Here is a 26,585-nt window from a genome sequence, read left to right as displayed (position 1 = left end):
CCCTTTTTGTGTTACGAAAGCTCGAACATCTCGCCGACAGCATCCAGAACCCGATCGGTCCGGCAACGTTCGGCGATGATGACCGATTTCAGCTCTTCAAGTGCCCGACTGAAATCGTCGTTGAAAATGATGTAATTATACCAGCGGGACTCACGGATCTCGGCGGCGGCATTCTCGATCCGCATCTCAATGACCTCTTCGCTGTCGGAATTGCGCTTATCCAGCCGGCGACGCAATTCATGGTAGCTGGGAGGCAGGATGAAGATGAAAACCCCTCCGGCAAACTGTTCCTTGAGTTGACGCGCTCCCTGGCAATCGATATCCAGAATCACGTCGATGTTGCGGCTGCGGTACTCTGCCAGGGTAGCAAGGGCGGTTCCGTAACAGTTGCCATGGACCTCGGCCCATTCGACAAACTCATCAGCCTCCACCATCCGGCGAAACTCTTCCTGTCCCACAAAAAAATAATCCCGGCCATGAACCTCGCCGGGGCGCGCCTGCCGCGTGGTGTAGCTCACAGAATGCCGCAAATCATGGAATATGTCAATGACTTCCTTGCAGAGCGTGGTCTTGCCGGCCCCTGACGGAGCAGAGATAATGAAGACAATCCCTTCTCGTTTCATGAAAACCCCTTCCCCCCTTACCTTTCCGGCGCTATTCGATATTCTGCACCTGCTCGCGGATCTTTTCCAGCTCGGCCTTGAGGGCGATCACCTGCGTCGCAAGCTCTGCATCGTTGGCCTTCGAACCGATGGTGTTCACCTCCCGGTTCAGCTCCTGGAGCAGAAAATCCAGCTTGCGCCCCACCGGCTCGTCTGCCCGCAGGGTTGACGACATCTGTGTAAGATGGCTCCTGAACCGTACCAGCTCTTCGGTCACATCGCACCGATCAGCCATGAGAGCCACCTCCTGGGCGATCCTCGCCTCATCGAGGGGGTTGCTGGCAAGGAGCTGCGAAACCCTTTCCCGCAGCTTTGCCGCCGTATCGCTGACGACCTGTGGCACCCGTTCGGCCACTGTTGCAATGAGGGATTCCAGGGTTGCCAGGCGCTGGGTGATGTCGGCCAGAAGCGCCTCCCCCTCGCGCATCCGCATGGCTTCGAGACCGTCGACCGCCTGGTTGGCGGCAGCGGTCAGTTCGGGAAGCCAGGTCTCGGGTGCGGACTCTTCGTCACCGATGACCAGCACGTCGCGCTGTGCCGCGAGCAGCGACAGGGATATGGGTTCTCCGAGCCCCAGCGCCTCCTTCAACGACATGAACGCCTTATGATAGGCCTTGGCAAGGGGGATGTTCAGAACCGGCATGCTTGCCGCCCCGACAAACGACTCCTGTTTGACAAAGACCTCGATCTTGCCCCGTTTGAGCCGCGTCGTCACCAGGCGCCTGACATCATTTTCCAATGCCAGCATCGTCCGCGGCACCTTGACGGAGACCTCGCCATAGCGATGGTTCACCGAGCGGATCTCCACCACCAGCTTGCTCCCCCCGACCTCCCGTACTGCCTTGCCATATCCGGTCATGCTCTTTATCATAAAAAAAACTCCTGAGATCTGAACAGTCTAAACCGCTATCTGCCCTGCAACTTGCTTTCCCAGCGCCAGGCATCGGCCACGATGCTCCGCAGGTTGTCGTGGCGGGAAGTCCAGGCTAGCAGCGAACGGATTTTATCCGCACGGGCCACCAGCATGGCCGGGTCACCCGGCCGCCGCGGCGCCTCGATGACCGGGAAATCGATACCACTCACATCTTTCACCAGGGAGATGACCTCCCGCACACTTGCCCCACAGCCATAGCCCACATTAATGCGCGTCGACTCTCCCCCCTGTTCCAGATAGGAAAGCGCAGCAAGATGGGCAGCCGCCAGATCCTCGATGTGGATGTAATCGCGGATCCCCGTGCCGTCCGGCGTATCGTAGTCGGTGCCGTAGATGGCCACCCGGTCACGCAGGCCGAGGGCAGTCTGGCAACAGACCTTGATCAGATGGGTTGCCTCCGGGGTGCGCTGCCCCATGCGCGCCAGCGGATCGGCTCCGGCAACGTTGAAATAGCGGAGAGCCACGAATTTCAGGGCATGGGCAGCTGCCGTGTCCCGCAGCATCCATTCGCTCATCAGTTTCGAGGTTCCATAGGGATTGATCGGCTCGGTAGGACTCGTCTCGCTGGCATAGCCGTCAGCGGGCATGCCATATACCGCAGCAGTGCTGGAGAAGACGAAGCGTTCGACACCGTGCTTGACGCAGGCCTGGAGCAGATTGAGGGTATTGCGGGTATTATTGGAATAATATTTGAGCGGATCGGTGACCGATTCAGGGGCCACGATTGCCGCGGCAAAATGGAGGACCTGTCTGAAGCCGTGCTCCACGAACAGGGCATCCAGCCGCGCCGTATCGGCGAGATCCCCCACGATCAGCTGTTCCCCATGAATGAGTGCGTCGGCAAACCCGGTCGAGAGATTATCATAGACGACCACTGCATAGCCGGCCTCGCTCAACTGGCGAACCACATGGCTACCGATATAGCCGCAACCTCCGGTAACAAGAACTTTCTGCATGGTGCATCCCTTCGTCAGAATAGGCTGTGTTCCTTAATAACGGTAGCTCAAGTCTAGCGCAAAAACCTGATTTGTCCGCTCTGCTCCGGGGAGAAGGTCGAAATTGTTGACATGCTCCCAGCCATACATCAGCTCCGCATCCCAGTCACCATAAATGGGCAGGCGACAGAAGCCGCGCCAGGCGTTCTTCTGCTCCTCTTCCTGCCCCGGAAGCTTTCCGATCACGCCGCGCTGGGTATGGATATACTCCAGGGCCAGGTTAGTCCTCGCTGAAAACCAGTGGCTGTACCTGAAGAAGAAGTCCTGGGTCGCCCCCCCCTGGGAATGGCCGATCGGCATCCCCTGGTTCACATACCCCCCGGGAAAGGTGCCGTTGGTGTAGAGGATCTGGTTCCCCCAGAAATACTCGAACCTGAGGTCATTACGGCCATCACCGGTCAGATTCGGGACAAAGATGCCTGCCACGTAACTTTCCACAATCGGCCAGAACTTGGCGGTATCCTCTCCGGAGAACTCCCCGTAGAATTCCGTATTGCGTAACCAGGAGGCGCGGTAGCGGAGATCGAAACCGGCCAGGCTGTTGGCATTGTCATCGCTCGTACCGCCGACAATGCCACGCAACGTGCTGCCAAGACTGTTGTCGACCCCGGGGCCTCCCACCTGCTTCCCCATGTTGAAGCCGATTTCCCAGGCGTCGACGGGCTTGTAGGAAAGCTTCAGGGCAAAGAAGTAAGGCTCGCGCTCCACCCCGTTGGTAACCGTTCGCTCGAAACGGGAAGCGAGCAGCGCATATTTCAGAAGCCCCCAGTTACCGAGATCAACCGGCTCCGGGCTCGACAGCTTGACCAGGTCGAAATTGCGCGCGTTGTTGGTGAGGGTCAGGGCGCCCCGGTATCCGGGCCCGAACCACGCGGCATCACGCCCGATCTCCAGTTCCAGCGCCCCATTGCCGAGCTTCACATATCCCTTGCGCAGGTCTACCCGGTCGGTCTCGGCAGAATGCAGGAATTGCGGTTCCAGAAAGAGGAGCCCCCAGGTGGAGACTGTGGCCTCCATGCCCCACTGGGCATGGAAGTTGTCGCCGTCCACATATCGCACCCCCTCATTGTTTTCAAACAGCGGGGTTCCTTCCCCCCCCTGTTGCCAGACTGGCGAGGGGTAGGGATTGTCCGGCCGCAGGCCTGCTCCGATACCGAAAACACCATCACCACCGGGGTCGTGTACCTGCCGGGTGAAATTGCGGGCAAGACCGTCCAGCCAGGTATACCGGAGACGGATAGAGGCGAACGGATTGATGTCGAACAGCGGAGCAGACGATGCATCACTCTGGAGGGCTATCTCGCGGGGTACCAGTGCCCGTAACTGCTTCACCAGCTCATGGGCGAGAGGAGGGACAGCCTCCTTCTGCACTGTCAGGGCTTCTTCGGCCTGCGTGAGAAGCCGGGCCGCCTCGGCACGGGAATAGGGACGAATGCCCCTGAACTCGGAGGGAATAAGCCCATATCCTGCGAGTTTCTCCAGCCCTTGGTAGAGACTGCTGTCAAGGGGGATGTTGGCAGCTGCCACCCCTGCATGGCATGAAGAGGTGAAAGAGATCCCTGCGACGAACATCGCCAGCAGCACGAGGGAAAAACGTCTCAGGCATTTGAATACAGACTGGTTGCAGATATTCGATACTTTCGGGAGCAACACGAAACCCCACTACATCAGGAAGTAAACCCTTCTTCAGGTCCCATACGGATGCCTGTTTGTCAAGAAAAATCAGACTGTCTGCTGGTGCAGTTTCTTGAGTGACAGGACTTTATGGACGCCCTTGCGGGCGAGGGGAAAGAGATCCGGCCGAACGCGCTGAAAGGCAGGTGGCGCCTGGCCGTCAAAGGAATAGCGAGGGGTGAATTCCGGGACCAGGTCGCGAAGGGTTGCCAGCAAGCCGGGGATGTCGCTCTGATGGGCAAGCTGGAACAGTACGGCCAGTTCACTGTTTATGTCATTCAGGTCGATTGCAACCGACTCGAGCACGCGAATCTTTTCATGAGCTGTTGGCTTTATCCCTTCCCCCTCTATCAGAAGCTCCTCGAACAGCTTCTCTCCAGGACGCAGACCGGTAAAAACGATATCGATGTCCTGGTTCGGAGTAAATCCGGAAAGGCGGATCAGCTCTTCGGCAAGATCCAGGATGCGGACCGGCTCACCCATATCGAGCACGAAAATCTCCCCGCCATTTCCGATACACCCGGCCTGCAGCACCAGTTGGCAAGCCTCGGGGATGGTCATGAAATAGCGGATGACCCGGGAGTCGGTAACCGTAACCGGGCCACCGTTCCTGATCTGCTCCTTGAACAGCGGGATGACGCTGCCGTTGCTGCCAAGGACATTCCCGAACCGGACCGTGGTGAAGTTCGTCCCGCTCTTTCTCGCCAGCGCCTGGACGTAAATCTCGGCAGTCCGTTTGCTCGCCCCCATGACATTGGTGGGATTCACCGCCTTGTCAGTGGAGATCATCACGAAATTTCTCACACCGACGCGATGCGCCGCATCAGCCAGGATCTTCGTGCCCTGGATGTTGTTGGTAACTGCCTCAGCCGGATTGTACTCCATCATCGGCACATGCTTGTAGGCTGCGGCGTGGAAGACCACATCGGGTAAAAATTCTCCCATCACCTCTTCGACGCGGTCGCGGTGCCGGATGTCGCCAAGCACCGGAATGAGGGGAAATTCCATATATTTTTCAGTCAATTCCTTCTCGATATGATAGAGCGGCGTCTCGGCATTGTCGAAGAGAATCAGCTTCGCCGGGCCAAATGCAGCCACCTGCCGGCAGATCTCGCTGCCGATACTCCCGGCGGCTCCGGTTACCAGAACGCGCTTGCCGGTGAGGTAGTCGCAGATCCTTCCTTCATCCAGGGTAACCGTTTCCCTCCCGAGCAGGTCCTCAATCTCCACATCCTTGATGTGTGAGACGGATATTTTGCCATCAATGATTGCGGTGATGCTCGGCAATGTCTTGAAGCGGACCTTGGTCTTCTTGCAGCAGTCCACCAGGTTTCGGATGACGGTGCCACTGGCCGAAGGAATGGCGATGATCACATCTTCAACGGCATACTTGCGGATAACGCCATGCAGGTGAGCGACAGTTCCCAGCACCGGCACCCCGGCCAGGCGCATCTTCTGCTTGTCCAAGTCATCGTCCACGAAACCGATCACGTTGTAGGGAGAGTCCGCCTGTTTCCGTATCTCCTTTAGCAGAAGGTTACCCGCTTCCCCGGCTCCGACGATGAGAGTACGCCGCCCGCTGTGCAGTTTGGGGAGCAGACACCGCTCCCGGTACATGCGCCATACCAGGCGGCTGCTCGACATCATGAAAAAGAGGAGAAACCAGTCCAGGAGGTAAATGGAACGAGGGATGTGGGGGGTCTGGTGGAACAGCAGCAGGGCAAATGCCGAAAGGATGGTAGATAGCGTAACGACCTTGAAGATCTCGACGGCATCCTGTAGTGAAGCATAACGCCAGATATTACGGTACAGACCAGAGGCAAGAAAAATCGTTACCTTTACGGCAAGTACGATTGCCAATGACTGTAAGACGACCTCGAAGATCTCAGAAGAAAGGTAAAAATCGAAACGAAAAACAAACGAAAGAACGTAAGCACAGGCAATGAGGCATGTATCAAGAAGGAAGACCAAGATTCTGCGGCCTGAAAACATACGACTCTCCGGGATAGCGTCAATGTCAGAACAAGAACACCCTCCAAATCTAGCAAAAACTTATGGCATGTCAACGTGGCATGTCATTGCCGGCACGAGATACTGGTGGGAAAGTTCTTATAAATCAAGCAATGAAATCCACACTGACAAGCTTGCAGGCAAGCCGCCGGCGCTGGCTGTCCGGAGGAAGGGCGCGGGAGAAGATCAAAACAATTTCAATCGGAGCGGTAGCTATGGAGTTACAGGGGATTTTCAACTGATAACTGCCAGGGGTAGCACAAGAGAGAACACTTACTGCTTTACCATTTAATTCGGCACAAATCTGATTCGGTATAAGTCGAGTGTCTTCAGGGAATTCAATTCCAATTCGGATATGACTCGCTGCATTCAGTACAGGAAGCATAAAACGAGCTTTCTTCCCTAGCCAATCGTCAGCATAAACACCGTGATGGTTTGATATTTTTTTTTTGAGAAAAGATTTGCACAATAAAATATGACTTTGAAAACAATTATATATCTTCGTGTGCTTATACTTGAGATGTGACGCGAATAATCCACCTATAAACATACATGAAGAAGCTATAAATGTATTACTGCTGTATTTATTTATAACAGAAAATAATTCATATAATCTTATTATACCGCCACGAGCAGTCTTTGTCGCAGGGTAGATTCTGGTGTTAGATAATACGTGATTAGAATGGCCGACATTAAACCGAGACCCAATACGCAACCAATATTCAAAATCCATATACCAGTGCATGCTTGTGTCTAATAATCCAAGCGTGCTGATTGCATTTTTGCGGAAAAAAGTTGATGGCTGCATAAAATTGGACAACTGAAAAATAAATGCCCACAAATCGAAGGTTTGCATTGTAGGAAAACGTTTTATAAAATTTCCATCTATATCCATGAGATTGCCTTCACCATATACCATCATGATGTCAGCATGCTTTCCAAGATATTCCACAACAGTGCGAATTGCACCGGGCTCGTAGGTATCATCAGAATTAAGCCAACCAAGGATTTCTCCCCTACCCAGCTGGAATCCTTTGTTAATCGCTTGAGATTGCCCGATATCAGGCTCAGAAATCCACGTAAGACGATTTTCATATTTTTGAAGAATATCAATAGTGTTATCTGATGAACCGCCATCAATAACAAAATATTCAATATTGGGGTAGTCCTGATTTAACACACTCAAGATAGTTGCTTCAATAAATCGACCCTGATTATAAGATGGTGTTACTATGGTAACCAATGGAATGTGCGTCGAATCTGTCAATGGGCAACTCCATCGCGACGTAAAACTTTGAATAAAGTAATCACGATTATCCTTAAATCAAAACACAGTGATTGATTTTGGAGATAATATTCATCCAAATCAACTTTTATAGGAATTGGCAACTCATCACGACCATTAATCTGAGCCCACCCTGTAAGCCCAGGTATTAGCCGATGAACGCCTCTTTCCACTCGCAGTTTGATCAAATCGTCTTGATTATATAATGCGGGTCGAGGCCCAACAAAACTCATATCACCGCACAAGATGCTATACAACTGCGGCAACTCATCCAAACTTGTTCTACGCAGAAAATGGCCGATAGATGTGACATAATGTGTTGGATCTCCAAGCAGATGAGTTGCAACAGTAGGAGTATTTATCTGCATTGTTCTAAATTTCGGCATGTTAAAAATCTGATTATTTGCTCCAACTCGCTCAGACCAATAAAAAGCTGGACCGGGGGACGTTAACCTGACGATCATTGCAATTAACAGCAATAAAGGCAGTAACAACAGTAACAATAACCCAGAAAAACATATATCGTAAAAACGCTTAAGTTTATTCTTATATAATTTCATAATGATGCCACATAGTTAAATATATACTATATTTAGCACACAGTTTAGTATTCACGATCGTATTTCGGTTTTTTGACGTATTGTGTTAATTTATCTACAACTCTACAACTATAAAATCCAACAGATGTCTTAATACCATTCTTCATGATTGCTTTTCGTATTTCGATATTTTGCCTAATGATATTTTTTATACTCTTGTTGGATGTTCCACCCAACCGCATATGAACCGTAACATGAGGTATGTAATGTGTTTTTACTTTATTGCAGGCAATAAATCGCAGCATCAGCTCAAAATCCGCTGCAATTGGAAATGTTAAATCGAAATCCCCTAAACGATCATATAACTCTCGACGCGTAAAAAATGTAGGATGCGGCGGCACCCATCCCTTGCTGAACAGCCCATCGCGATAATGTCGAGATTTCCAATATCTAACAACAGTATTAATGTTGTCTTTATCAACATATACCAAATCGGAATAACATGCTTCTATAGTCGAATCAGAAAATACATTTACGATCTCTTGAATGACATTGTCATCAGCATAGAAGTCATCGGCATTTAAAAAACCGACAATATCCCCTGTTGCCAATGAAATCCCCTTGTTCATAGCATCATAAATTCCCCGGTCCGGCTCTGAAACTATTAACACCTCATTATCAGGAAACATTCTAACAATTTCCAGTGTTTTGTCATTAGATGCACCGTCAACAACAATATGCTCAATATTAGAATAATTCTGAGATATTACTGATTTAATTGTGTCAGCAATAGTTTCTTCACTATTAAAGCATACAGTAATGATTGTTACTTTTAAGTTATCAGTCATTATTTGTATTACCGATATCATGCTTCAAAGATATCTGATTCATGTGAGATATTTGTGGTAGAATATACTTACATACCAAACGTGCCAACACTACCTTTCATTAATTTTGTGGTATACATAATAAATTACATTGCTCTTTGCAACACTTCACTCCCCAAAGAACTGGATCAGCGATAGTAGAACAATTATCATTGAAGTTAATGAATGTATAACCATAACTTACTAAAAAGCGTAACAGCTTGACTCCATTATGATCTGGACCAGATTTCGTATTCACATAAAATTCGGGAGAATATTCGATAAAAAGCCTTGGCATGTGCCTTTTTAAAGTATCACCTAATCCCTGCAACACCTCATATTCAAATCCTTCAGCATCAATTTTGATAAAATCTATACGTTGAAAATCATTAAGCACACTATCTGCAACAACAACCTTGACAGATTCAGTCACACCACCTTCTTCTATAAATGGTACCAAGGAAGACCCACCCGCATTAGAATCCCTCAAATAAATTATGGCTTCTCCAGTAAAATTCCCGCAAGCAACATTCATAGTAGTTATATTCTTGATGGAATTTTTTATTATACTTTTAGTCTGTTGCGCATACAGACGCCTAATTGGCTCAAATGAAATTACATGCCCAGAGTCGCCCACCAAGCGCGAGGCAAATAAAGCATGTTGTCCAATATTTGACCCAATATCAACATATATCTGACCTTCTTTTAATTGCGTGACATAAAAATCAAGCGTATCCTCCTCATAAACTCCTTTCCAAGCAATCTCATGATCAATCAGGCCATTTACAGGATCAAGCAAAATATGAAATGATATCCCATTGTATGAAAAAGGGTAATAAATAGGCGATTTAAAGCTTGCTAGCCTCCATTGCCTGATATGACCATAACAATTTATAGAGCATTTCCTGATAATATCATATAGGTATTTATTATTATTCTTTATCACTTTCTTTAATTTCAAAAACATATCAATTCCTCATCTAGCACTGGTTTGCAGTATTTCAGAGTACAGCATTTATGTAACATGCCTTTAACAATTCACTACTGACATTGCACTATATAACTACTGCGTTAATTTATTTGTTATTAACGCAGTTTTAATTATTTTAGTGATATCAATATCAATCAAGCATTTTTGATATACATCATTTTGACACTTAACACCTCGACAAGGTCGGCACGACAAACAGGTTTCTGATTCAGCGCAATATAAAGAAGGATTCCCTACTGGCATTGTATAATATGACAACTGAGTACCGAATATAATTACAGCTGGGACCTCCCACAATGAACAAAGATGACCTCCACCACTATCCATACCGATATACAAACTCAGTGACTTAATAAAATTGAAATACTCATTGAAATTACCTGTGAAAACATGTACGTGGTTTCCGAATTTTTGAGTTAAATAATTATCTGTGAATACTTTTTCTGCAGGCGATTGTATATACCAAATTTCACAATCAGAATCTGATATAAGTGTATTTATAATGGAGCAACCGATATCCTCAGGAAGGTTTCTAAGGATTTGAGAACCGCTGAAGGAAAGCCCAATCCTTTTACCAATTCTGTGCTCAGAGTTACTCCGGGCGTGCTTGATATCAACATCGGACACACTACAGCCCACTAAACGACCAATCCTTTGTACATGTTCAAACAAGTGAACTATTTTACCGTCATCGGGAACGATGTCCGATATCAAGGACCTCCCACCTGTAAAATCGAAACCCACTAGTCGAACAGGGCATGTTAAATACATCCACGAAATACTTCTCACATCACCACGTGCTTCAATTGCAATATCAATAGACATTAAATATAATCTACACCATATACGAATCAGATTAGTTATTCCCTGAAAAGAATAATCATACACAGCCCATGGGAATTGGTATTCAATTAATTGTATATTGTCGCTAAGATCTGAGTATATTTCACGTGAATGGCCACCTGATATTACTATGATTTTATGCGTAGAAGAATATTTATGTATTAATGATTTGATTAGCGGCCTCAATAAAACCGCATCGCCAATCAAAAAACCATCAACAAGGACAATACATGGCTCACTGCGTACGTTAAAAATATGCTTTAAGAAGCACATTATGGCATGAATTATGTGTATTAATATCTCAAAACAAGCAATGGTTCGCTTATGTATTTTGCTATCATTGAATATTTTCACTTCAAACCTTTTCGCACAATACAAATGAAGACCAACCAATCAGATGAATCGAAGCATAATGGACAGGCCTCCAATCTCTTAAAATCAAACTAATGATTGGTGCAATTGGAAATATAGCAGCATATTTAAGCTCTCGATATATTCCTGACTTCAGAATTCTAAACCCGTGAGACAAACAAATGCTTCTTAAAGCGTTTGTAGTATATGGCCTTAAATGTGTCGGATCGTCATAAAAGTTCCACGTCCTATCACTAGATAATGAAGGAACAAAAAGAGACCTCGAATTTGGTGACTCCAGATATAACCGCCCGCCAACTTTTAACTGCCTATTCATTTCCCTCATCAAACAATCCACGCTTGATACATGCTCGATAACATGGATACACGTTATCGAATCGAAAAAAGAACCCTCATTTTCAATACGCGAACTAACAGGATCAATGTATAAGAAGTTCTTAGCAATAGACCTATTAGCTTCCGATATTTTGAATTCGATATCCGAAACATATAAATCATCAATGTCTTTATTTCCAAACAGACTCTTTGTGACATGCCCATCATTACTCCCATAGTCCAGATGCTTACCACAAAAAGTTCTTACTACTTTTGACCTCATAACAAATTACTCCACTATTGCTACGGCTCGTGAATATTGAAAACAGGTTGCTTACGATATGACAATCTGATTCCAATTATGGCCATAAACATGCTCACCCACCACTCTGGTCCCCTAAACGGTGGGATACTAAAAGAACCTATAATTGCGACGATAACTGGAAATAACACGACAAGATAGCAAGGATTGGAACTGAACCATGCCTTTCTAAATATCACTGTCGAAACAAAACCGAAAAATATAAAAAACAATATAAACATAATTCCAAAATCCTGGTAAGCATATGCTGTCAAATAACGTGCAGGATTCCAGACAAAGTCAGCTTGCCTAAATTCAGGTACAATATCAAGTAAACCGAAATACTTCAGCGGAAACATAATTACATTTAACAAGTTCAAACCATATGTAAGATCATACTCAGAGTGTAATAGTATTGATAAATTAGCTAATCCAAGAGCGCAATATTCTATTAATGTATCGACAAGTCCAATACCCTGCCTCAGTCCACTAATGATATTTACTGAATATACAACTACAATTAAAGCTAAATAGGTTACAGGCTTCCTTACTACAACAAAAAATGATTTAGATATTGATTCCGTAGAATAAATTACATAATATGTTATTATTATAATAAAATACATCAATACACCCCTATCGAGTGCTAAAGATGCCCTTATAAGTACGGTTAGCAGTATTAATACTAAATTAATTCTAAACCACATTTTATTCATTCCAAACTTGCTATGGGAATTGTTAACGATGATTTGTTCTGTTAAAACCATATACAAGGCAGACAAAGGAAGAAATGAAAACATCTTTATTAGACCCGACAATCCTCCTTGTTCATGACTAAGTAGAACAAAATTTCGGGCACCGGGGTCGGCTTGCCTTAAAACAATACCTGTCATCAAACGGGTTAAATATTCATTCAAATCTACTGAAATAACTATTTGCCACAATAATACACCTATACTGATTGCACAATACGACCAAATAAATACATTGAATCGAGATCTTTGAAGATCAAGCCTCACATTACCATCATGTTTATCACTCCTTACCATTAATGCTAAATACGACCCAATTGAGAAACAAGCTATAGATATGAAATGACATGTAATTCCAAATGAATTGATATTTGCCTTAATGCTATTTGCTTCTTCATGTTCTGTTGGCAATACACTGAATAAGTACATTACAAGGTATACCGTAAAGAATATAATTTGCGGCTTGCTCAATAAATTAGGTTTAATTCTTTTCAAGGCAACCTCACAATATGTACGCCAATAACCTAACTCATTTAGGATCGATCAAATTAGCTCCACCACAACATCCGCAAGCATTACAAGGCAATCGATTTAGTCAACACATTATGAACGTAAATCTATTGATTATTATAATTATTGCAAAATACGCTGGAAGTAATACTTCCACCTACTCAGAGAGTAGATGACTGTATTGTAGAGAGGTCCATTTATTAATTTGAAATCATCGGAGACCAACCCCCAATGCTTTTTCGTCATATACCATGTGTTGTAGATCGCCCAATATTCAATGAGGATACGATTAATTCTCTGCCCACCTTTTTGACTTAAAATCCCTCTCAAATGAAAGCAAACCGTGTCTTGGGAAAAGAACAGCTTAAATCCGTGTTTTCGGGCAGTCAGTAAAAAATCAGTATCTTCCCGGTATCCGTTGCCAGCTGAATACCAAGGATCAAAATCAATATTGTCAAAGACTGATTTTTTACCGAGAATGATTATGTGACTATATGGTACCTGTATTGGCCTACCGGTCTTTAATTGGGAAAGCGAAACTTGATATGGGCTAAAATCTTGTGGAAATCCTTCCATTTCCCGAGTATCGAGATCAGATATCAATTTACCCAGGTCACCAGTGGAGCTGACTCTTATATTGATAATTTTCCCTGAAATGATATCGCAACTATTTTCACTCAATTGATCATAAAGCACCTTCGTGTAGTCAGGCGCCAAATAGACATCATCTTCACCAAGCAAGATGTATTCACAATCAACATAAGACAAACCTATAGTACGAGCTTTAGGCGCCCCAATTTTATCTGGCAATTTAATTTCAACCACACGAGCTACATCATTTATATAAGAACTGACTACATCACTAGTTGTATCAGTCGAACCGTTATTAACAACAATAATCTCCCTAACATACATATTATTGATATAGCTTGGCAGAGTCAGCGCCAACTCTTCGGCTCTATTATACGTAGGAATAACAACAGATATATTAGGTATACAATTATTCGACATTACGATCTACTCATACCTTTTTAAATGCTAGGGTGAGGTATCTGCAACGCCAGTATCTTATATGATAATACAATTCTAGATTGACTTGCTATTTTATATCTGTCAGACAATGTAAAAGCATAAATTATTCCTGCAAATAATCCCTTTAATAAACTTATGATTGAAAATATGCACTTCAATACAACCATGATAAATATGCCATGATGCTTTCTATAATAATATAAATGACCATGATGCATATGGAGTAGGAATTTTACCTTTTTATCAACACCTGCATTATTATTGGTACTTCGCCCACAATAATGAATAATCTCCGCCTTAGGATAGAAAACAATACGATAATTTTTTCCCTTGACTCTTTTACAGAGATCTAATGAATCCTGTGCTGACAGAAAAAATTTATCATCAAATCCTTTCAACTCTATCGCGACGCTCCTGCGAATCATCAAGCATGCGCCAGAAACCCACCCAACATCCTTCTGCTCCTGATCAATCCACCGACTGTAGAACCATTTAACATAAAAACTCTCCGCCAAATTGCATGGAAGTAGGTGCCAACACAATATATTAAGCAGATTCAAAACAGGGGAATCATAAAAACATGATAATTGAAGCTTCTTGTCCCCATAATATAATTTGGGACCAATGACACCAACATCAGAATTGGAATCCATAAAATCTACTAATTTTTGCAGTGCATCAGAATATATAATGGTATCGGAATTCAGAAAAAGGACATATTCGCCATGACATTGCGATAAAGGTTGATTGCATGCATGCGTGAACCCAACATTCTTGTTATTTAATATAAGTGTAAATGCAGTCCACTCAGAATACTCATCCCTCAACATATCAATGGTACCATCTGTCGAACCATTATCCACAACGAATACTTCTAGAGGAACATTCTCTTTTTTTAGCCCATCTAAACATTGTTGCAAGTCGTTCTTTGTATTATAACTTACAATTATGATGGATAGTGCAGGATCACTCATTCATTACTCACATTTCAATATTTATTTTTTGACAATAATGATATTTTCTTCTCCGACATTCATTCCGATCTTACACAGCAGGGACTCTATAACCCTGAATATCCCACCCTCTATACGTCTTGGCCATGTTATATAGTCGCTTGCATATACCCCATTACTTCTTAAATTTTTTGAAACCACCCACATTCCCCTGGCAGCACGAGGAGATGTCCTTGAAAGAAGAATTTCCAGACCAACTTGCTTGCAACATGCAATGAGTGCCTTCTGGGTAAACAGATGTAGATGCCTTGGAGGCTCAAGCCCCCTCCAATACTCATTGTAATAACGGCATCCCAAACTATCGACATTAGGAGTAGTCAGAATAAGCTTTCCACTCGGTTTTAAAATTCTTTTGCACTCTACCAGCAATGAAATATAGTCATGCACATGCTCTATGACATGATTCAGCGTTATGACATCAAATGAATCATCAGCAAAATTAGCATCATAGACAGTACCGACAGTTACTTGAAGACCATACCTAGCCTGAGCAAATCCGGCAGCCTGCTCATCTGGGTCAACGCCTTGCACCTCCCACCCCAAACAACTCATTTTGTTAAGATAATGTCCATTGCCGCAGCCAACATCTAACATTTTTCCATTTTCAAGATATTCGACATAAGCAATGTCACCTCCAACATTCTCCCCAAGAAACGGTAACAAGCCAACTAACATGTCAAATATTTTAATTCGTTTTCCAAAATCGAATACTAAATAACCATACCTCTCACGAAGGATTGAGTTTTCAAACATATTTCTGACACTTGCAAAAAATGTTTTGGGCTTTCCCTCACTATGCGTGTAATATCTTTTATAAATCTTAGCAATATCTATTTCCTCTGGCATAGGGTAAAGCCACATCATCCCGCAACTAGAATTAGAACACTTCATGAAACTCCATCTCCCATTCACGTGAAATAGAAGATCTTTTAACCCATTATAGACAATAACACCTTTCTCTCCACACAGACTGCACTTTTCTGTGCGAAATGTGCGCAATGTACTTTCTGATTTCTGGTATTCTAACATAATAGTATTATAATTTATTAGCCAATTAATAGTTGATCATGCCTTATTAGTAACTATATCCACCATGTTTTAACTTACCCAACAAATACTCTCTCTCACCGTTATTCAATAATCGAATCCACGAAAACATATAAAACCCAACTAGAGTGCAGCAAAGAAAAAGCCCTTTCGCTAGCAAATTCATGGGCAATGAGCCAAAAATAAAAATAATTAAAGATGATGCAAATATAAGGCTGGGCTTCACAAATTTGACCCTAGCAGAATCATTAATGAATATTTTGTGCGCAATATAAAATAGCAGTATGGCATCTAATAACACTCTTATTGTCCATGCTATTGCAACTCCAACTATGCCATACCATTTCAATAGCAACCAAACTACAATCAAATATATCGGCAATTCAATAAGATGAAGTTTTGAAGAAAGGTCAGGGCGACCAATACCTTGAATAAACGTAAATGGTATTTGAGATAAACTATTTATAAAAACCCCTACTGCCAACCACTGCAAAACATGAGTACTGTGTTGAGCGAATTCATTACCTATCCATAATTGCAAACCATCATGAGCTAAAGTTACAATAATTATAACTATTGGAAATATTCCGATATAAATGTATTTGATTGCTCTTTCATAAAGTTGTATTGCTTGGCTTTTGTTCTGGACATAGCTTACCGAGAACGCGGGAAACAAAACACCAACTATGGCAGATGGGAATAATAGCAATTTATTTACAACTTCATAGGGAGTTGAATAATAGGAAATCTGTGTCGTTGATGCTAAGGCGCCAATCAAAAACCGGTCTAAATAAACCATTATTGGTCCGACAACATTCGTAACAGTAATCCATCCACCAAAGCTCAACAACGGTTTAACATAGGATGAATCAACTGAAAACTCTGACAGCAGTGAAGGTATCAATCGAACACAGATAAAAATATGTATGACTAATGCGATTCCCCTTCCGAGTGTCAGTATAGCTACGATTGTGTAGAGGCTAGATGTAAAATACAACGTCAGAAGAGGGCCCAAAAAAGTAAAAATGCCCATCGGGATTCGTACGATATTTAAGAGATCAAAACGCTGATATGCTTCAAGAACTCCTCTCAAACCTGCAGTAGTAATGACAATGGGTATACATGACGCAACTATGTAAAGAGAAATAAGTGATTCATCTTGTAAATCTGCAGGAATTTTTAATATGTTATAAACGAGCGATGGTGACAACCCAGCGACAGCCAATGCTCCGAGCACTCCCAAAAGTATCATAAAAACAGTTGCAGTCCTGAGTAGCAAAGGGATTTCCTCAGTCTGGCCTTTTCCCAATTTTCGGGCTACCAACTGAGTTAATGCACGTCCCAAACCCATATCAAAGAGGCTAAAATAGCCTATAGCCATCCATATGAGTGACAATAATCCGAATCTATCTGTGCCAAGCCCTTTGATGAGCAGAGGAATAGCATAAATTGCAACTAATATTGGTGCAACCATGCCAATAAAATTATAAATACTATTTCGAACAAATCGATGCTCGACATTTACTGTATTTTCATTCGCGATATATACTACCTCCCTTATTTACAATACCTGTTAAATGCCAGATACTGTTGGTTAGAAATTAACAGGTTCTCTTACTTCCACACAATTTCTTACATCGACTAACATCAGCTCTTCGAACGGAATATCAAGCCTTTAATATTGTTAACTCTCTGACGATCATCAGCTGAAAGTTTCTCCATTTGTTCAAGTATAAATACACTGAACAAACTGAGAATTAAGCCGATTATGGTAGACAACATTACAATAACTGACCTTTTCGGCTTGCTCTTTCGCACCGGCACCACCGCCTCGTCGAGCACCTGCAATGACGATGAATCCTTGGCTTCGGAGACCTTTGCCATCTCATACTGCTTGGTGAGCTGCTCGAAGATCGCCTCCTGAATCTTCAGATCGCGCATCAAGCGGGCATACTGCAGGCCGAGGCCGGGTACACTGCCGACTGTCGGGATCCCCTCGCCACTTCCACCTACCCCTGAAAAACGCCCGATCTCTCCATGCAAACGGCGAATGGCTGCCTGCAAGGTCTTTACCTCGGAACTTTCGTCGGTCTGGTAGCTGCGCAGGGATGCCAGTTGCACCTCCCTTGTTGCGAGCTCGGCCTTGAGCTTTGCCACCCCCTCGATGGATGCCTTGGCCTGGGAATCGATCTGGATTGTCCTGTTCTGCTGGGCAAAGGACTTGAGGGCATCTTCGGCCTTCGTCAGATCCGCCTTGACGACTTCAAGCCGCTTCTCAAGAAAGACTCTCTCGCTGCCAGCCTTCACCAGGTTGAGCTGGACACTCCGCTTCAGAAGTTCATCAACGCAGGTATTTGCCAGCTTTGCCGCCATCTCGGGTTTCTTGCTGTCTGCGGAGATGGTGATGATGCCGTCCTTGCCCGCCTGGAACTTGACGACACCCCCAAAGGCCCGCCTGGCATCGTCCATGCTCTTTGCCTTAAACTCCGTCTGCAGATTCAGCTTCTGGATCACGGCATCTGTCACCGATCTGCTCTTGAGAATGCCGAGATAGAGGTCGGAACCACCTGAAAGTCCTCCGGCAAGTCCGGCCATGCCGGCAAGCCCCCCTAGTTGACCGAGAGCAGCAGCGAGCCCACCCCCCGTCTCTTTCTGGGGGGGGAGGATCTTTGCTGTGGCGGTGTAGATATTGGGCAGGGTGAGGGAATAGACAATAGAGATGAGGGCGGCAGCCATCGTCATGCCGACAATGAGCCGCTTCCGTTTGACAAGAACCAGGAGGAGTTCGAGAAGGTTGATCTCGTCTTCTTCGGGCTGAGGAACAGGACTCTGTTGAGGGGTTTCTTGCATCCAGAACTCCGTTCACAAGGGATGTTCCACGGTAAGAAAGAACAAAGTTTCCGTGTTTTTGTCAGTTACATAACGACTCGTTACGTTTCATTATCCAGATACCACCGGTACGTCTCTTTCAGACCTTCGGCCAGCCCGGTGCGGTGTCGCCATCCCAGACCATGCAGCCGTGAGACATCGGACAGTTTGCGCGGCGTGCCGTCCGGTTTCGTGGTATCGAAGACCAGTCCGCCGTCGAACTTCACCACGTCCCTGATCTGCAATGCCAGTTCACGGATGCTCACCTCTTCGCCGGTGCCGATATTGATCAGCGCCGGTACTTGCTGGTCGTCGATGAGCTGCTGGTAACGCTCATCCGGCAAGGTCATCAGAAAGTGGCAGGCATCGGCCAGATCATCTACATGGAGGAATTCGCGCAGCGGGGAACCGCTTCCCCAGAGGGTCACCGTCGGTGAATTGCCGACCCTGGCCTCATGAAACTTACGCATAAGGGCCGGCAGGACATGGGAGGTCTGCAGGTCGAAGTTGTCGCCGGGGCCGTAGAGATTGGTCGGCATGGCAGCCAGGAAGCGGGTGCCGTACTGGCGGTTGTAGGATCGGCACTGGGTAATGCCGGCGATCTTGGCCACGGCATAGGCGTCGTTGGTCGGCTCCAGTGGGCCGGTCAGGAGGTACTCCTCTCGGAGCGGCTGCGGGGCCAGTTTCGGATAGATGCAGGTGCTCCCGAGGAAAAGGAGCCGCCTGACCCCGTTCAGGTAGGCATGGTGAATGATATTGGCCTGGATCATCAGGTTGTCGTAGATGAATTCGGCCCGAAAGGTGTCATTGGCCACAATGCCGCCAACCTTGGCAGCGGCAAGAAAAACGTAATCAGGCCGCTCGTCGCGGAAAAACCGCTCCACCGCTGCCTGATCGCGCAGATCGAGATCCTGACGGCTGCGTGTAATGAGGTTCCCGTACCCGGCGGCTTGCAAACGTCTCAGGATGGCCGAGCCGGCAAGACCCCGGTGGCCGGCAACGAAGATCCGCGCCTCTCTATCCATTGGCCCGCTTGTCCCGTTCCGCCAGGGAAAGGTCAGCAGCCACCATCATCTCCACCAGGCTGTCGAAATCGGTTTTGGGCTTCCATCCCAACTGCGCACGGGCCTTGCTTGCATCACCGAGCAGCAGATCGACCTCTGCCGGCCGGAAATACTTGGGGTCGATCTCGATGACGATCTTCCCGGTCCTGCTGTCGATCCCCCGCTCTGTTACGCCGCTCCCCTGCCATTCCAGGGGCATGTCGAGCCGGGCGAAGACCTTTTCCGCGAACTCCCGCACCGAATGGGTCTCGCCGGTCGCCACAACGTAGTCGTCCGGCTCGGACTGCTGCAGCATCAGCCACATCGCCTCCACGTAATCCCCGGCAAAACCCCAGTCGCGCATCGCCTCAAGGTTCCCAAGATACAATCGGTCCTGCAGACCGACCTTGATCCGTGCCGCTGCCCTGGTGATCTTGCGGGTGACAAAGGTCTCGCCGCGTCGTGGCGACTCGTGGTTGAAGAGGATGCCGTTACAGGCAAAGAGATTGTAGCTTTCGCGGTAGTTGACGGTGATGTAATAGGAATATGCCTTGGCGCAGGCATAGGGAGAGCGGGGATAGAAGGGGGTAGTCTCCTTCTGCGGCGTCTCCACGACCTTGCCATAGAGTTCGGACGACGATGCCTGATAGAACCTGGTATTGAGCTCGGTCTCGCGGATCCCTTCCAGTATCCGCACCGCCCCCAGGGCATCGACCTCACCGGTATACTCCGGGACATCGAAGGAGACCCTGACATGGCTCTGGGCGCCCAGGTTGTAGATCTCGTCGGGCCGCACATCGCGCAGCACCTTGTTGATGGAGCTGGCATCGTTCAGGTCGCCATAATGGAGGAACATCCTCACCCCGGTCTCGTGCGGGTCGCGATAGATGCCGTCGATCCTGCCGGTATTGAACGAAGATGAACGGCGGATGATGCCGTGCACCTCATACCCCTTCTGCAACAGCAATTCAGCCAGATAGGAACCGTCCTGGCCGGTAATGCCGGTTATCAATGCTCTCTTCATGAACCCTCCCGAAGTAGATACTTATATCGTCTAAAATGGATTATTTCAAGGGATTCGGGAAAACATACCGAATCCACTCAGGTTTTCTGCTTTGCCATCTCCCTGAACTGCTGTTGCGAATCCAGGAGTTCCCGGTAGGTCCCCTGGGCGACGAGCCTCCCCTTGTCCAGGAGAAAGATCTGATCGCAATCCATGATGGTGGTGAACCGGTGGGCGATCATGATGATGGTCTTCCGTCCTGCCAGGGTCTGGATGGCCTCAAGGATTGCATCTTCGGTAATTCCGTCCAGGGAGCTGGTCGCCTCGTCCAAGACCAGAACCGGCGGATCGAGATAGAGGGCGCGGGCAATGCCGATCCGCTGCCGCTCCCCGCCCGACAGGCGCACCCCCCGCTCACCCACCACCGTGTCGTAACCGGCGGGAAGCTGATTGACCACGAAGTCGTGCAGGTTCGCACTCCTGGCAGCGCGTTCCACCGCTGCACGGTCGATCTCCGCTGCCGGAATGCCGAAGGCGATGTTGCGAGCCACCGTATCGTCGGCCAGGAAGATGCTCTGGGGGACATACCCCAGGTTCCGCTGCCAGACAGCACGGTTCTCCCCGTCAAGGGGGGTACCGTCCACCAGTATGCACCCCTGCTGCAGGTCGAGCAGCCCCAGGATCAGGTCGACCACCGTGGTCTTGCCAGCGCCTGATGGCCCGACAAAGGCCACGGTGGTGCAGGCATGGATGGTCAGGTCAAGGGCTTGCACTGCAGGAGCGGCGCTCCCGGCATAGCGGTACGATACGTCTTCCAGGCGGAGTTCCCCGGAGAAGGGAAGTCGTTCGCCCGATGGAGAATCCGGCAGGACAAGCAGTGCCGGATCAGAGCCTGCGAAGTCGCGGCAGAGCAGGTCCAGCGACGGCCGGTGGAACCGCGCAGTGGCGAGGCTGGAAAATGCCTGTTGCAGTGCAGGCATGAGCCGGTAGCCGGCCATGGCATAGAGGGTGATCAGCGGCAGGGCCGCCCCGATTGGCCGACCGGAACCCATCAGGTGGAGGATCAGCATGATCACGCCGCCAAAGGCGACGATCTCCATGAGATAGCGTGGCATCTGCGGGACCACGCTCCCGATGGTCTGATGCCTGGCAACCTGAAATGATGCACGGTGATAGCGGGACAGGAACTCCTGTTCTCGGCCGAACAGCTTTATCTCCTTGATCCCTCCGAACGATTCGGCAAGAATCCCTGCCATTTCCCGGTTCACCACGAGATGCTGCTCGCCATTCCATTTCAGCACCTTTCGCACCATGAGATAGAGGAGCGGGTAGAGAGAGCCGAGAACTATGACCAACAGCAGCGAAAGGAGCGGTCGCAAAAAGAGGAGCAGAAGGAGGATGCCGCAGACGGTGACGAGCCGTGCAGAAGCAAACAGGGTCGGATGGATGACGAAATTCACCGCATTGCTGACCTCGACGATAATATTCCTGTTCAGGCGGGAACTGTTGTCGCGTAGCGAATGCTCGAAGGGGCGACAGAGATAGACCGCCAGCAGGCGGTGGGAGAGCCTGTGGATCAGGAGTGCGCCGGTCCGGTGCAGGAAGGCGAGAGTAAAGGCGGCAATGAGATTGCCGACGACGATGAGGCAGAGAACCGAGCCACCGACGAAGAATGTGGCGTGTGCGGTATCGGCAAAGCCGGCAATCGAGACGAACCGTTCCAGGATAGGGTGAAGCTGGTGGCTGTCCGCCTGCGCAACCAGTGCCATGAACGGCATCACCGAGGCAACGGCAAACGTCTCGACCAGTGCGGTCACGACCATGCAGCACAGGAGGAAAAACAGTCGGCGCCGTTCAGGCTTCGACAACAGCGAAAAGGTCTTTGCATAGGTGGACAGGATCATCAGAAGACTACCCTTGGCAAGACGGAAGCATCAGATACATATCTGCTGCGAAAAAATACAGCCCCCCACAGGCAGAGGATCCTGGATCGCTACCTTTCACCGGTAGCGATCCAGGATCTTTTCGATAATGCCCGACGTGGACCGGCCATCCACGAACTGCACCAGCTCCACCCTGCCGCCATAGGACTCGACCAGTTCGTGGCCGACCACTCCCTCGCGGGTGTAGTCGCCTCCCTTGACCAGCACGTCGGGTCGAATCGCCTCGATCAGATTCAGCGGAGTATCCTCGTCGAAGATCACCACGAAGTCGACGCAGTCGAGGGCGGCCAGCAGATGGGCTCGCTCGGTCTCGCCGATGAGTGGCCGCTTCTCCCCCTTGAGCCGCCGGATCGAGGCATCGCTGTTCAGGCCAAGGATCAACAGGTCGCCGAAGGAGCGAGCCGCCTGCAGATATTTGACATGCCCCACATGGAGCAGGTCGAAACAGCCGTTGGTGAAGACGATCCGCTTGCGCCGGTCCTTAAGCTCCTTGACAAGACTGCCCAGTACATCCGGGTTCTTGATCTTCGTGTCGCTGTCCTGATGGCCACGTCCAATCTCGGCGATGATCTCCGCCGGTGCCACGGTCGAGGTCCCCACCTTGCCTACGGCAATGCCGGCGGCCGTGTTGGCCAGACGGGCAGCCTCGGCAACTCCGAGCCCGCACCCCATCGCCACCCCGAGCATTGCCAGCACCGTATCGCCGGCGCCGGTCACATCGAACACCTCGCGGGCAACGGTCGGGATATGGTCGGTGGTGCCATCTGCCTGGAACAGCGACATCCCCTGTTCGCTCCGGGTCACCAGCAGCGCGTCAAGGGTGACCTCGGACAGGAGCCTGGCGGCTGCCCGGCAGAGGCTTTCCTCGTCGCGGATGGCGATCCCGGTCGCCGCTTCCGCTTCCTTGCGGTTCGGGGTCAGCACGGTTGCGCCGGCATACTTGCCGTAATCGCTCCCCTTAGGATCGACCACCACCGGAATGCCGACCGAATAGCCGGCCGCGACAATTGTGGCAAGCACGTCGCGGGTAAGCACTCCCTTCAGGTAGTCGGAGACAAGGATCACGTCACAGTGGGGCACCTCGTCCCGGATGAACTCGATCAGGCGGGTTTCACTCTCCCTGGCCACAGCATCCCTGGTTTCCCGGTCGATTCGGACGATCTGCTGGTTGGATGCCAGCACCCGGGTCTTCTTGCTGGTCTTACGTTGGTGGTCGACAAAGATGCCGGCGACATTGACCCCCCGCGACATGAAGGCCTCCAAGAGCAGCTGGCCATTCTCATCGTCGCCGATGACACTGCAGGCCGATACCCGGCATCCCAGGGCCACCAGGTTGTTGACCACGTTCCCCGCACCGCCGAGACGGAGTTCCTCGCGCTGTACCTCCACCACCTGCACCGGCGCCTCCGGCGAGATGCGCTCCGCCTTGCCCCAGAGATATTCGTCGAGCATCAGGTCGCCGACCACCAGGGCCCGGATCTCCGGCGCCTTGGTGAACAACGATTCGATATCCTTGCGTTCCATGAGAGTTCTCCTCAACATCAACTCAAGGGAAAAGGGAGAGCATCGCCACCCCCTCCTCCCATTGCTATTTTCTTCCTATTACCCGGTCCAGCACCCCGGCAGCCAAAAGCGGCAGCATGATCTCGTGATGCCCGGTTATGGTGTACCCCATGCTCTTCCCTGCGGTGGGCCGTTTAACAACGTTCTGCAGCGGGCGGTAATGCTGTTGCATGTCGAAATTCGCCGTAGTGAAATGATCCACGTGATGACCGAGATTCTGTGCAATGGAGAGCGCCTTCAGGAAGACCTCGGGCAACAGCACCGCACTTCCCACGTTCAGGTAAACGCCACCATCCCCGAGTTCGGCAACCACCGAGGTAAGGAGACGGAAGTCGCGGAAGGTCGCCTCCCCCAGGATCGCCCCGTCCGCCGAGGGATGCTGGTGTATGATGTCGGTGCCGACCGCAACATGGACCGTCACCGGCACCTTCCTCTCGGCGCAGAGCGCAAGCAGGCTCCAGTGCCGGAACGGGTTCTGCTCCGCATTGATGAACCGGCCGACTGACTCGCCGTAGCCGAGACCGTCAGCCACCCCCTCCTTCAGCGCCCGATTGATATCGCGCCCCGTCTCTTCGGCCATGCCAAACAGCCCGGCATGCAGCACTGCCCCCACATCCTCGCTGGTGGCGCCGATGAGCGAAATCTCGTAATCGTGGATCGAACCGGCGCCGTTCAGGGCAAAGGCCGTGATCAGGTCGGCCTCCACAAGGCTGCGCAGCACCGGCTGCAGCCCGCACTTGATGACATGGGCACCCATGGCCATGATCACCGGTTTCCCCTTTTCGCGCGCCGCTGCCATGGCATCGATGACCCCGCGCAAAGACTGACTGCCGAGCTGATCCGGCAATGCCGCCAAGAGCTCTCCCACTGTCATTCCAGCCCGGATCTCACCGGCCTTGTGCTCGGCCATGACGACCTTGTTCTTCCGCTCGGACAGCGGATAGGTGGTAACCCCTTCAAGATCGATGGGCCGGTAACGCATGATTCATTCTCCCTTGTCAATAATTCCCAGCAATGAGCGTGCTTCTCCCAACACCGCATCGGTAGGGATCTCCCGGATCGACAGGTCGCTCGGATCGGGCTTGCCGTAATTGGGTCTGCCGCCTGCCGTGATGACCCGGTTTCGCTCCGTGGCAACGATACAACCGGCAGGCGTGGCACCGAAGAGGGTCAGCGACGGGACGTTCATGGCCCAGGCGATGTGGGTCGGGCCGGTATCGCCGCCGATCACCAGGTCTGCCCGGCCGATGGCGGCCTTGAGCCGGTTGAGGGAAAGGCGCGGCAATACCCGGCTATTGGGAGCAGCCGCAGCTATCCGCCGGGCCGCGGCCTCCTCGCGGTCGTTGCCGTGGCAGATCAGGATCGATACACCGAGCCGTCGGGCCACCTCGGCGAGCCGATCCTCCGGGTAGTCCTTGTAGGCGATGCTGGTACCGGCAACCATGACGACGTTCCTGCCGTCGGGGTCGAAATACTGCGCCACTGCGACGCGATCTTCGTCGGCAGCATCGAGGAACGGGGCATGGCAGGCCAGCTCGGCGTCGTCGACCGCAAACCCGAGGGCAACACCGGCCAGCCGGGCGTAGCGCCGCACGCCGATCACCTCGGCCGGCATGGCCACGGCCTCTCCATAGGCAAGGGTCGCCAGCGGCTCCTTGGCCACCCCGCGCCGGAAACCGACCACCCGGCCGCCGAGGCGGCGGGCGACCAGTGCCGACTTGATCATGCCGTGCATGTCGATGACGCAGTCGAACGGCCCGAGTCCGCTGAGCTTTCCCAATTCGTCCCGCAGCGATGCCAGGGAAAAGTTCTTCTTCAGCCCTTTCAGGCCGAGCTTGACGATCCGCTGCAGATCAGGGCTGTGATCCAGGATGTCGGCGAACCTGCTGTCCGCCACCCAGGTGATCTCCGCGTCGGGGTGATGGCGCCGGATCAGCTGCAGCGACGCCGCGCAGAAGATGATGTCCCCCAGCGACGAGAGCCTGACAATGGCGATCTTCATGGGAGAGAATTCCCCCACTGTG

The 26,585-nt window shown here is 49.4% G+C and carries 23 protein-coding genes; all 23 read right to left on the bottom strand.

Annotated elements, in window-relative coordinates; all coding sequences use genetic code 11:
* Positions 1-11: 11 nt before the first annotated feature.
* The 23 genes from GJT30_16830 to waaC all read right to left on the bottom strand — a co-directional run bounded on the left by GJT30_16830 (position 12) and on the right by waaC (position 26,563).
* Positions 12-623 carry a guanylate kinase gene (locus GJT30_16830; GenBank protein ID MSM41284.1) on the bottom strand — a complete coding sequence of 204 codons (612 nt, stop codon included), beginning with the start codon at positions 621-623 and terminating at the stop codon, positions 12-14.
* A gap of 31 nt (positions 624-654) precedes the next feature.
* Positions 655-1,533, bottom strand: coding sequence for a YicC family protein (locus tag GJT30_16825; GenBank protein MSM41283.1), 879 nt, complete (start codon positions 1,531-1,533; stop codon positions 655-657).
* A gap of 35 nt (positions 1,534-1,568) precedes the next feature.
* Complete coding sequence (gene galE, locus GJT30_16820; GenBank protein ID MSM41282.1) at positions 1,569-2,552, bottom strand: UDP-glucose 4-epimerase GalE; 984 nt, start codon at positions 2,550-2,552, stop codon at positions 1,569-1,571.
* A gap of 33 nt (positions 2,553-2,585) precedes the next feature.
* The gene (locus GJT30_16815; protein MSM41281.1) at positions 2,586-4,163 is read right to left on the bottom strand and encodes a capsule assembly Wzi family protein; all 1,578 of its coding nucleotides are present in this window, start codon (positions 4,161-4,163) and stop codon (positions 2,586-2,588) included.
* Between the two features lie 150 nt (positions 4,164-4,313).
* On the bottom strand, positions 4,314-6,257 hold the full coding sequence (locus tag GJT30_16810; GenBank protein ID MSM41280.1) for an SDR family NAD(P)-dependent oxidoreductase: 1,944 nt from the start codon (positions 6,255-6,257) through the stop codon (positions 4,314-4,316).
* A gap of 124 nt (positions 6,258-6,381) precedes the next feature.
* Complete coding sequence (locus GJT30_16805) at positions 6,382-7,575, bottom strand: glycosyltransferase (protein MSM41279.1); 1,194 nt, start codon at positions 7,573-7,575, stop codon at positions 6,382-6,384.
* Positions 7,539-8,120 (bottom strand): sugar transferase, encoded by a 582-nt coding sequence (locus tag GJT30_16800; protein ID MSM41278.1) that lies wholly within the window; start codon positions 8,118-8,120, stop codon positions 7,539-7,541. The genes GJT30_16805 and GJT30_16800 overlap by 37 nt, the downstream gene beginning before the upstream one ends.
* A 44-nt stretch (positions 8,121-8,164) precedes the next feature.
* Positions 8,165-8,947 (bottom strand): glycosyltransferase, encoded by a 783-nt coding sequence (locus GJT30_16795; protein MSM41277.1) that lies wholly within the window; start codon positions 8,945-8,947, stop codon positions 8,165-8,167.
* 100 nt (positions 8,948-9,047) lie between these two features.
* Positions 9,048-9,932 (bottom strand): FkbM family methyltransferase, encoded by an 885-nt coding sequence (locus GJT30_16790; GenBank protein ID MSM41276.1) that lies wholly within the window; start codon positions 9,930-9,932, stop codon positions 9,048-9,050.
* A 96-nt stretch (positions 9,933-10,028) separates the two neighbouring features.
* On the bottom strand, positions 10,029-11,153 hold the full coding sequence (locus tag GJT30_16785) for a hypothetical protein (protein ID MSM41275.1): 1,125 nt from the start codon (positions 11,151-11,153) through the stop codon (positions 10,029-10,031).
* Between the two features lies 1 nt (position 11,154).
* A complete protein-coding gene (locus GJT30_16780; protein ID MSM41274.1) occupies positions 11,155-11,769 on the bottom strand; it encodes a methyltransferase domain-containing protein in 615 nt (204 codons plus the stop codon).
* Between the two features lie 20 nt (positions 11,770-11,789).
* Positions 11,790-13,034, bottom strand: coding sequence for a hypothetical protein (locus GJT30_16775; GenBank protein ID MSM41273.1), 1,245 nt, complete (start codon positions 13,032-13,034; stop codon positions 11,790-11,792).
* Positions 13,035-13,172: 138 nt separating this feature from the next.
* Positions 13,173-14,060: a glycosyltransferase gene (locus GJT30_16770; protein ID MSM41272.1), complete on the bottom strand. Its 888-nt coding sequence runs from the start codon at positions 14,058-14,060 to the stop codon at positions 13,173-13,175.
* Between the two features lie 20 nt (positions 14,061-14,080).
* Positions 14,081-15,055 (bottom strand): glycosyltransferase, encoded by a 975-nt coding sequence (locus GJT30_16765; protein MSM41271.1) that lies wholly within the window; start codon positions 15,053-15,055, stop codon positions 14,081-14,083.
* A 21-nt stretch (positions 15,056-15,076) separates the two neighbouring features.
* Entirely contained in the window at positions 15,077-16,123 is a 1,047-nt protein-coding gene (locus GJT30_16760; GenBank protein MSM41270.1) for a methyltransferase domain-containing protein, read from the bottom strand.
* A 46-nt stretch (positions 16,124-16,169) separates the two neighbouring features.
* Positions 16,170-17,615 (bottom strand): oligosaccharide flippase family protein, encoded by a 1,446-nt coding sequence (locus GJT30_16755; protein MSM41269.1) that lies wholly within the window; start codon positions 17,613-17,615, stop codon positions 16,170-16,172.
* Positions 17,616-17,788: 173 nt separating this feature from the next.
* A complete protein-coding gene (locus tag GJT30_16750; GenBank protein MSM41268.1) occupies positions 17,789-18,991 on the bottom strand; it encodes a lipopolysaccharide biosynthesis protein in 1,203 nt (400 codons plus the stop codon).
* An 80-nt stretch (positions 18,992-19,071) separates the two neighbouring features.
* Entirely contained in the window at positions 19,072-20,034 is a 963-nt protein-coding gene (locus GJT30_16745) for an NAD-dependent epimerase/dehydratase family protein (GenBank protein ID MSM41267.1), read from the bottom strand.
* On the bottom strand, positions 20,027-21,076 hold the full coding sequence (gmd, locus tag GJT30_16740) for a GDP-mannose 4,6-dehydratase (GenBank protein ID MSM41266.1): 1,050 nt from the start codon (positions 21,074-21,076) through the stop codon (positions 20,027-20,029). The genes GJT30_16745 and gmd overlap by 8 nt, the downstream gene beginning before the upstream one ends.
* Positions 21,077-21,153: 77 nt before the next feature.
* Positions 21,154-22,959, bottom strand: a complete 1,806-nt coding sequence (locus GJT30_16735; protein MSM41265.1) for an ATP-binding cassette domain-containing protein — start codon at positions 22,957-22,959, stop codon at positions 21,154-21,156.
* A 96-nt stretch (positions 22,960-23,055) separates the two neighbouring features.
* Positions 23,056-24,522, bottom strand: coding sequence for a D-glycero-beta-D-manno-heptose-7-phosphate kinase (rfaE1, locus tag GJT30_16730; GenBank protein ID MSM41264.1), 1,467 nt, complete (start codon positions 24,520-24,522; stop codon positions 23,056-23,058).
* Between the two features lie 64 nt (positions 24,523-24,586).
* Entirely contained in the window at positions 24,587-25,543 is a 957-nt protein-coding gene (locus GJT30_16725) for a hypothetical protein (GenBank protein ID MSM41263.1), read from the bottom strand.
* A gap of 3 nt (positions 25,544-25,546) precedes the next feature.
* Entirely contained in the window at positions 25,547-26,563 is a 1,017-nt protein-coding gene (gene waaC, locus GJT30_16720) for a lipopolysaccharide heptosyltransferase I (GenBank protein ID MSM41262.1), read from the bottom strand.
* Positions 26,564-26,585 lie beyond the last annotated feature (22 nt).

The sequence above is a fragment of the Geobacter sp. genome, from assembly GCA_009684525.1.
Classification (GTDB): Bacteria; Desulfobacterota; Desulfuromonadia; order Geobacterales; family DSM-12255; genus Geoanaerobacter.
The sequence above is the reverse complement of the archived record's forward strand: the minus strand, read 5'-3'. Positions and strand labels throughout refer to the sequence as shown.

Bases quoted from the DNA above. Each gene is read 5' to 3' on its own strand.
- GJT30_16830 (MSM41284.1), bottom strand. From the start codon at position 623: ATGAAACGAGAAGGGATTGTCTTCATTATCTCTGCTCCGTCAGGGGCC.
- galE (MSM41282.1), bottom strand. From the start codon at position 2,552: ATGCAGAAAGTTCTTGTTACCGGAGGTTGCGGCTATATCGGTAGCCAT.
- gmd (MSM41266.1), bottom strand. From the start codon at position 21,076: ATGAAGAGAGCATTGATAACCGGCATTACCGGCCAGGACGGTTCCTAT.
- GJT30_16755 (MSM41269.1), bottom strand. From the start codon at position 17,615: ATGGTTGCACCAATATTAGTTGCAATTTATGCTATTCCTCTGCTCATC.
- GJT30_16745 (MSM41267.1), bottom strand. From the start codon at position 20,034: ATGGATAGAGAGGCGCGGATCTTCGTTGCCGGCCACCGGGGTCTTGCC.
- GJT30_16780 (MSM41274.1), bottom strand. From the start codon at position 11,769: ATGAGGTCAAAAGTAGTAAGAACTTTTTGTGGTAAGCATCTGGACTAT.
- GJT30_16735 (MSM41265.1), bottom strand. From the start codon at position 22,959: ATGATCCTGTCCACCTATGCAAAGACCTTTTCGCTGTTGTCGAAGCCT.
- GJT30_16750 (MSM41268.1), bottom strand. From the start codon at position 18,991: ATGCAAGAAACCCCTCAACAGAGTCCTGTTCCTCAGCCCGAAGAAGAC.
- GJT30_16760 (MSM41270.1), bottom strand. From the start codon at position 16,123: ATGTTAGAATACCAGAAATCAGAAAGTACATTGCGCACATTTCGCACA.
- waaC (MSM41262.1), bottom strand. From the start codon at position 26,563: ATGAAGATCGCCATTGTCAGGCTCTCGTCGCTGGGGGACATCATCTTC.
- GJT30_16800 (MSM41278.1), bottom strand. From the start codon at position 8,120: ATGAAATTATATAAGAATAAACTTAAGCGTTTTTACGATATATGTTTT.
- GJT30_16795 (MSM41277.1), bottom strand. From the start codon at position 8,947: ATGACTGATAACTTAAAAGTAACAATCATTACTGTATGCTTTAATAGT.
- GJT30_16825 (MSM41283.1), bottom strand. From the start codon at position 1,533: ATGATAAAGAGCATGACCGGATATGGCAAGGCAGTACGGGAGGTCGGG.
- GJT30_16765 (MSM41271.1), bottom strand. From the start codon at position 15,055: ATGAGTGATCCTGCACTATCCATCATAATTGTAAGTTATAATACAAAG.
- GJT30_16725 (MSM41263.1), bottom strand. From the start codon at position 25,543: ATGCGTTACCGGCCCATCGATCTTGAAGGGGTTACCACCTATCCGCTG.
- GJT30_16810 (MSM41280.1), bottom strand. From the start codon at position 6,257: ATGTTTTCAGGCCGCAGAATCTTGGTCTTCCTTCTTGATACATGCCTC.
- GJT30_16770 (MSM41272.1), bottom strand. From the start codon at position 14,060: ATGTCGAATAATTGTATACCTAATATATCTGTTGTTATTCCTACGTAT.
- GJT30_16790 (MSM41276.1), bottom strand. From the start codon at position 9,932: ATGTTTTTGAAATTAAAGAAAGTGATAAAGAATAATAATAAATACCTA.
- rfaE1 (MSM41264.1), bottom strand. From the start codon at position 24,522: ATGGAACGCAAGGATATCGAATCGTTGTTCACCAAGGCGCCGGAGATC.
- GJT30_16815 (MSM41281.1), bottom strand. From the start codon at position 4,163: ATGTTCGTCGCAGGGATCTCTTTCACCTCTTCATGCCATGCAGGGGTG.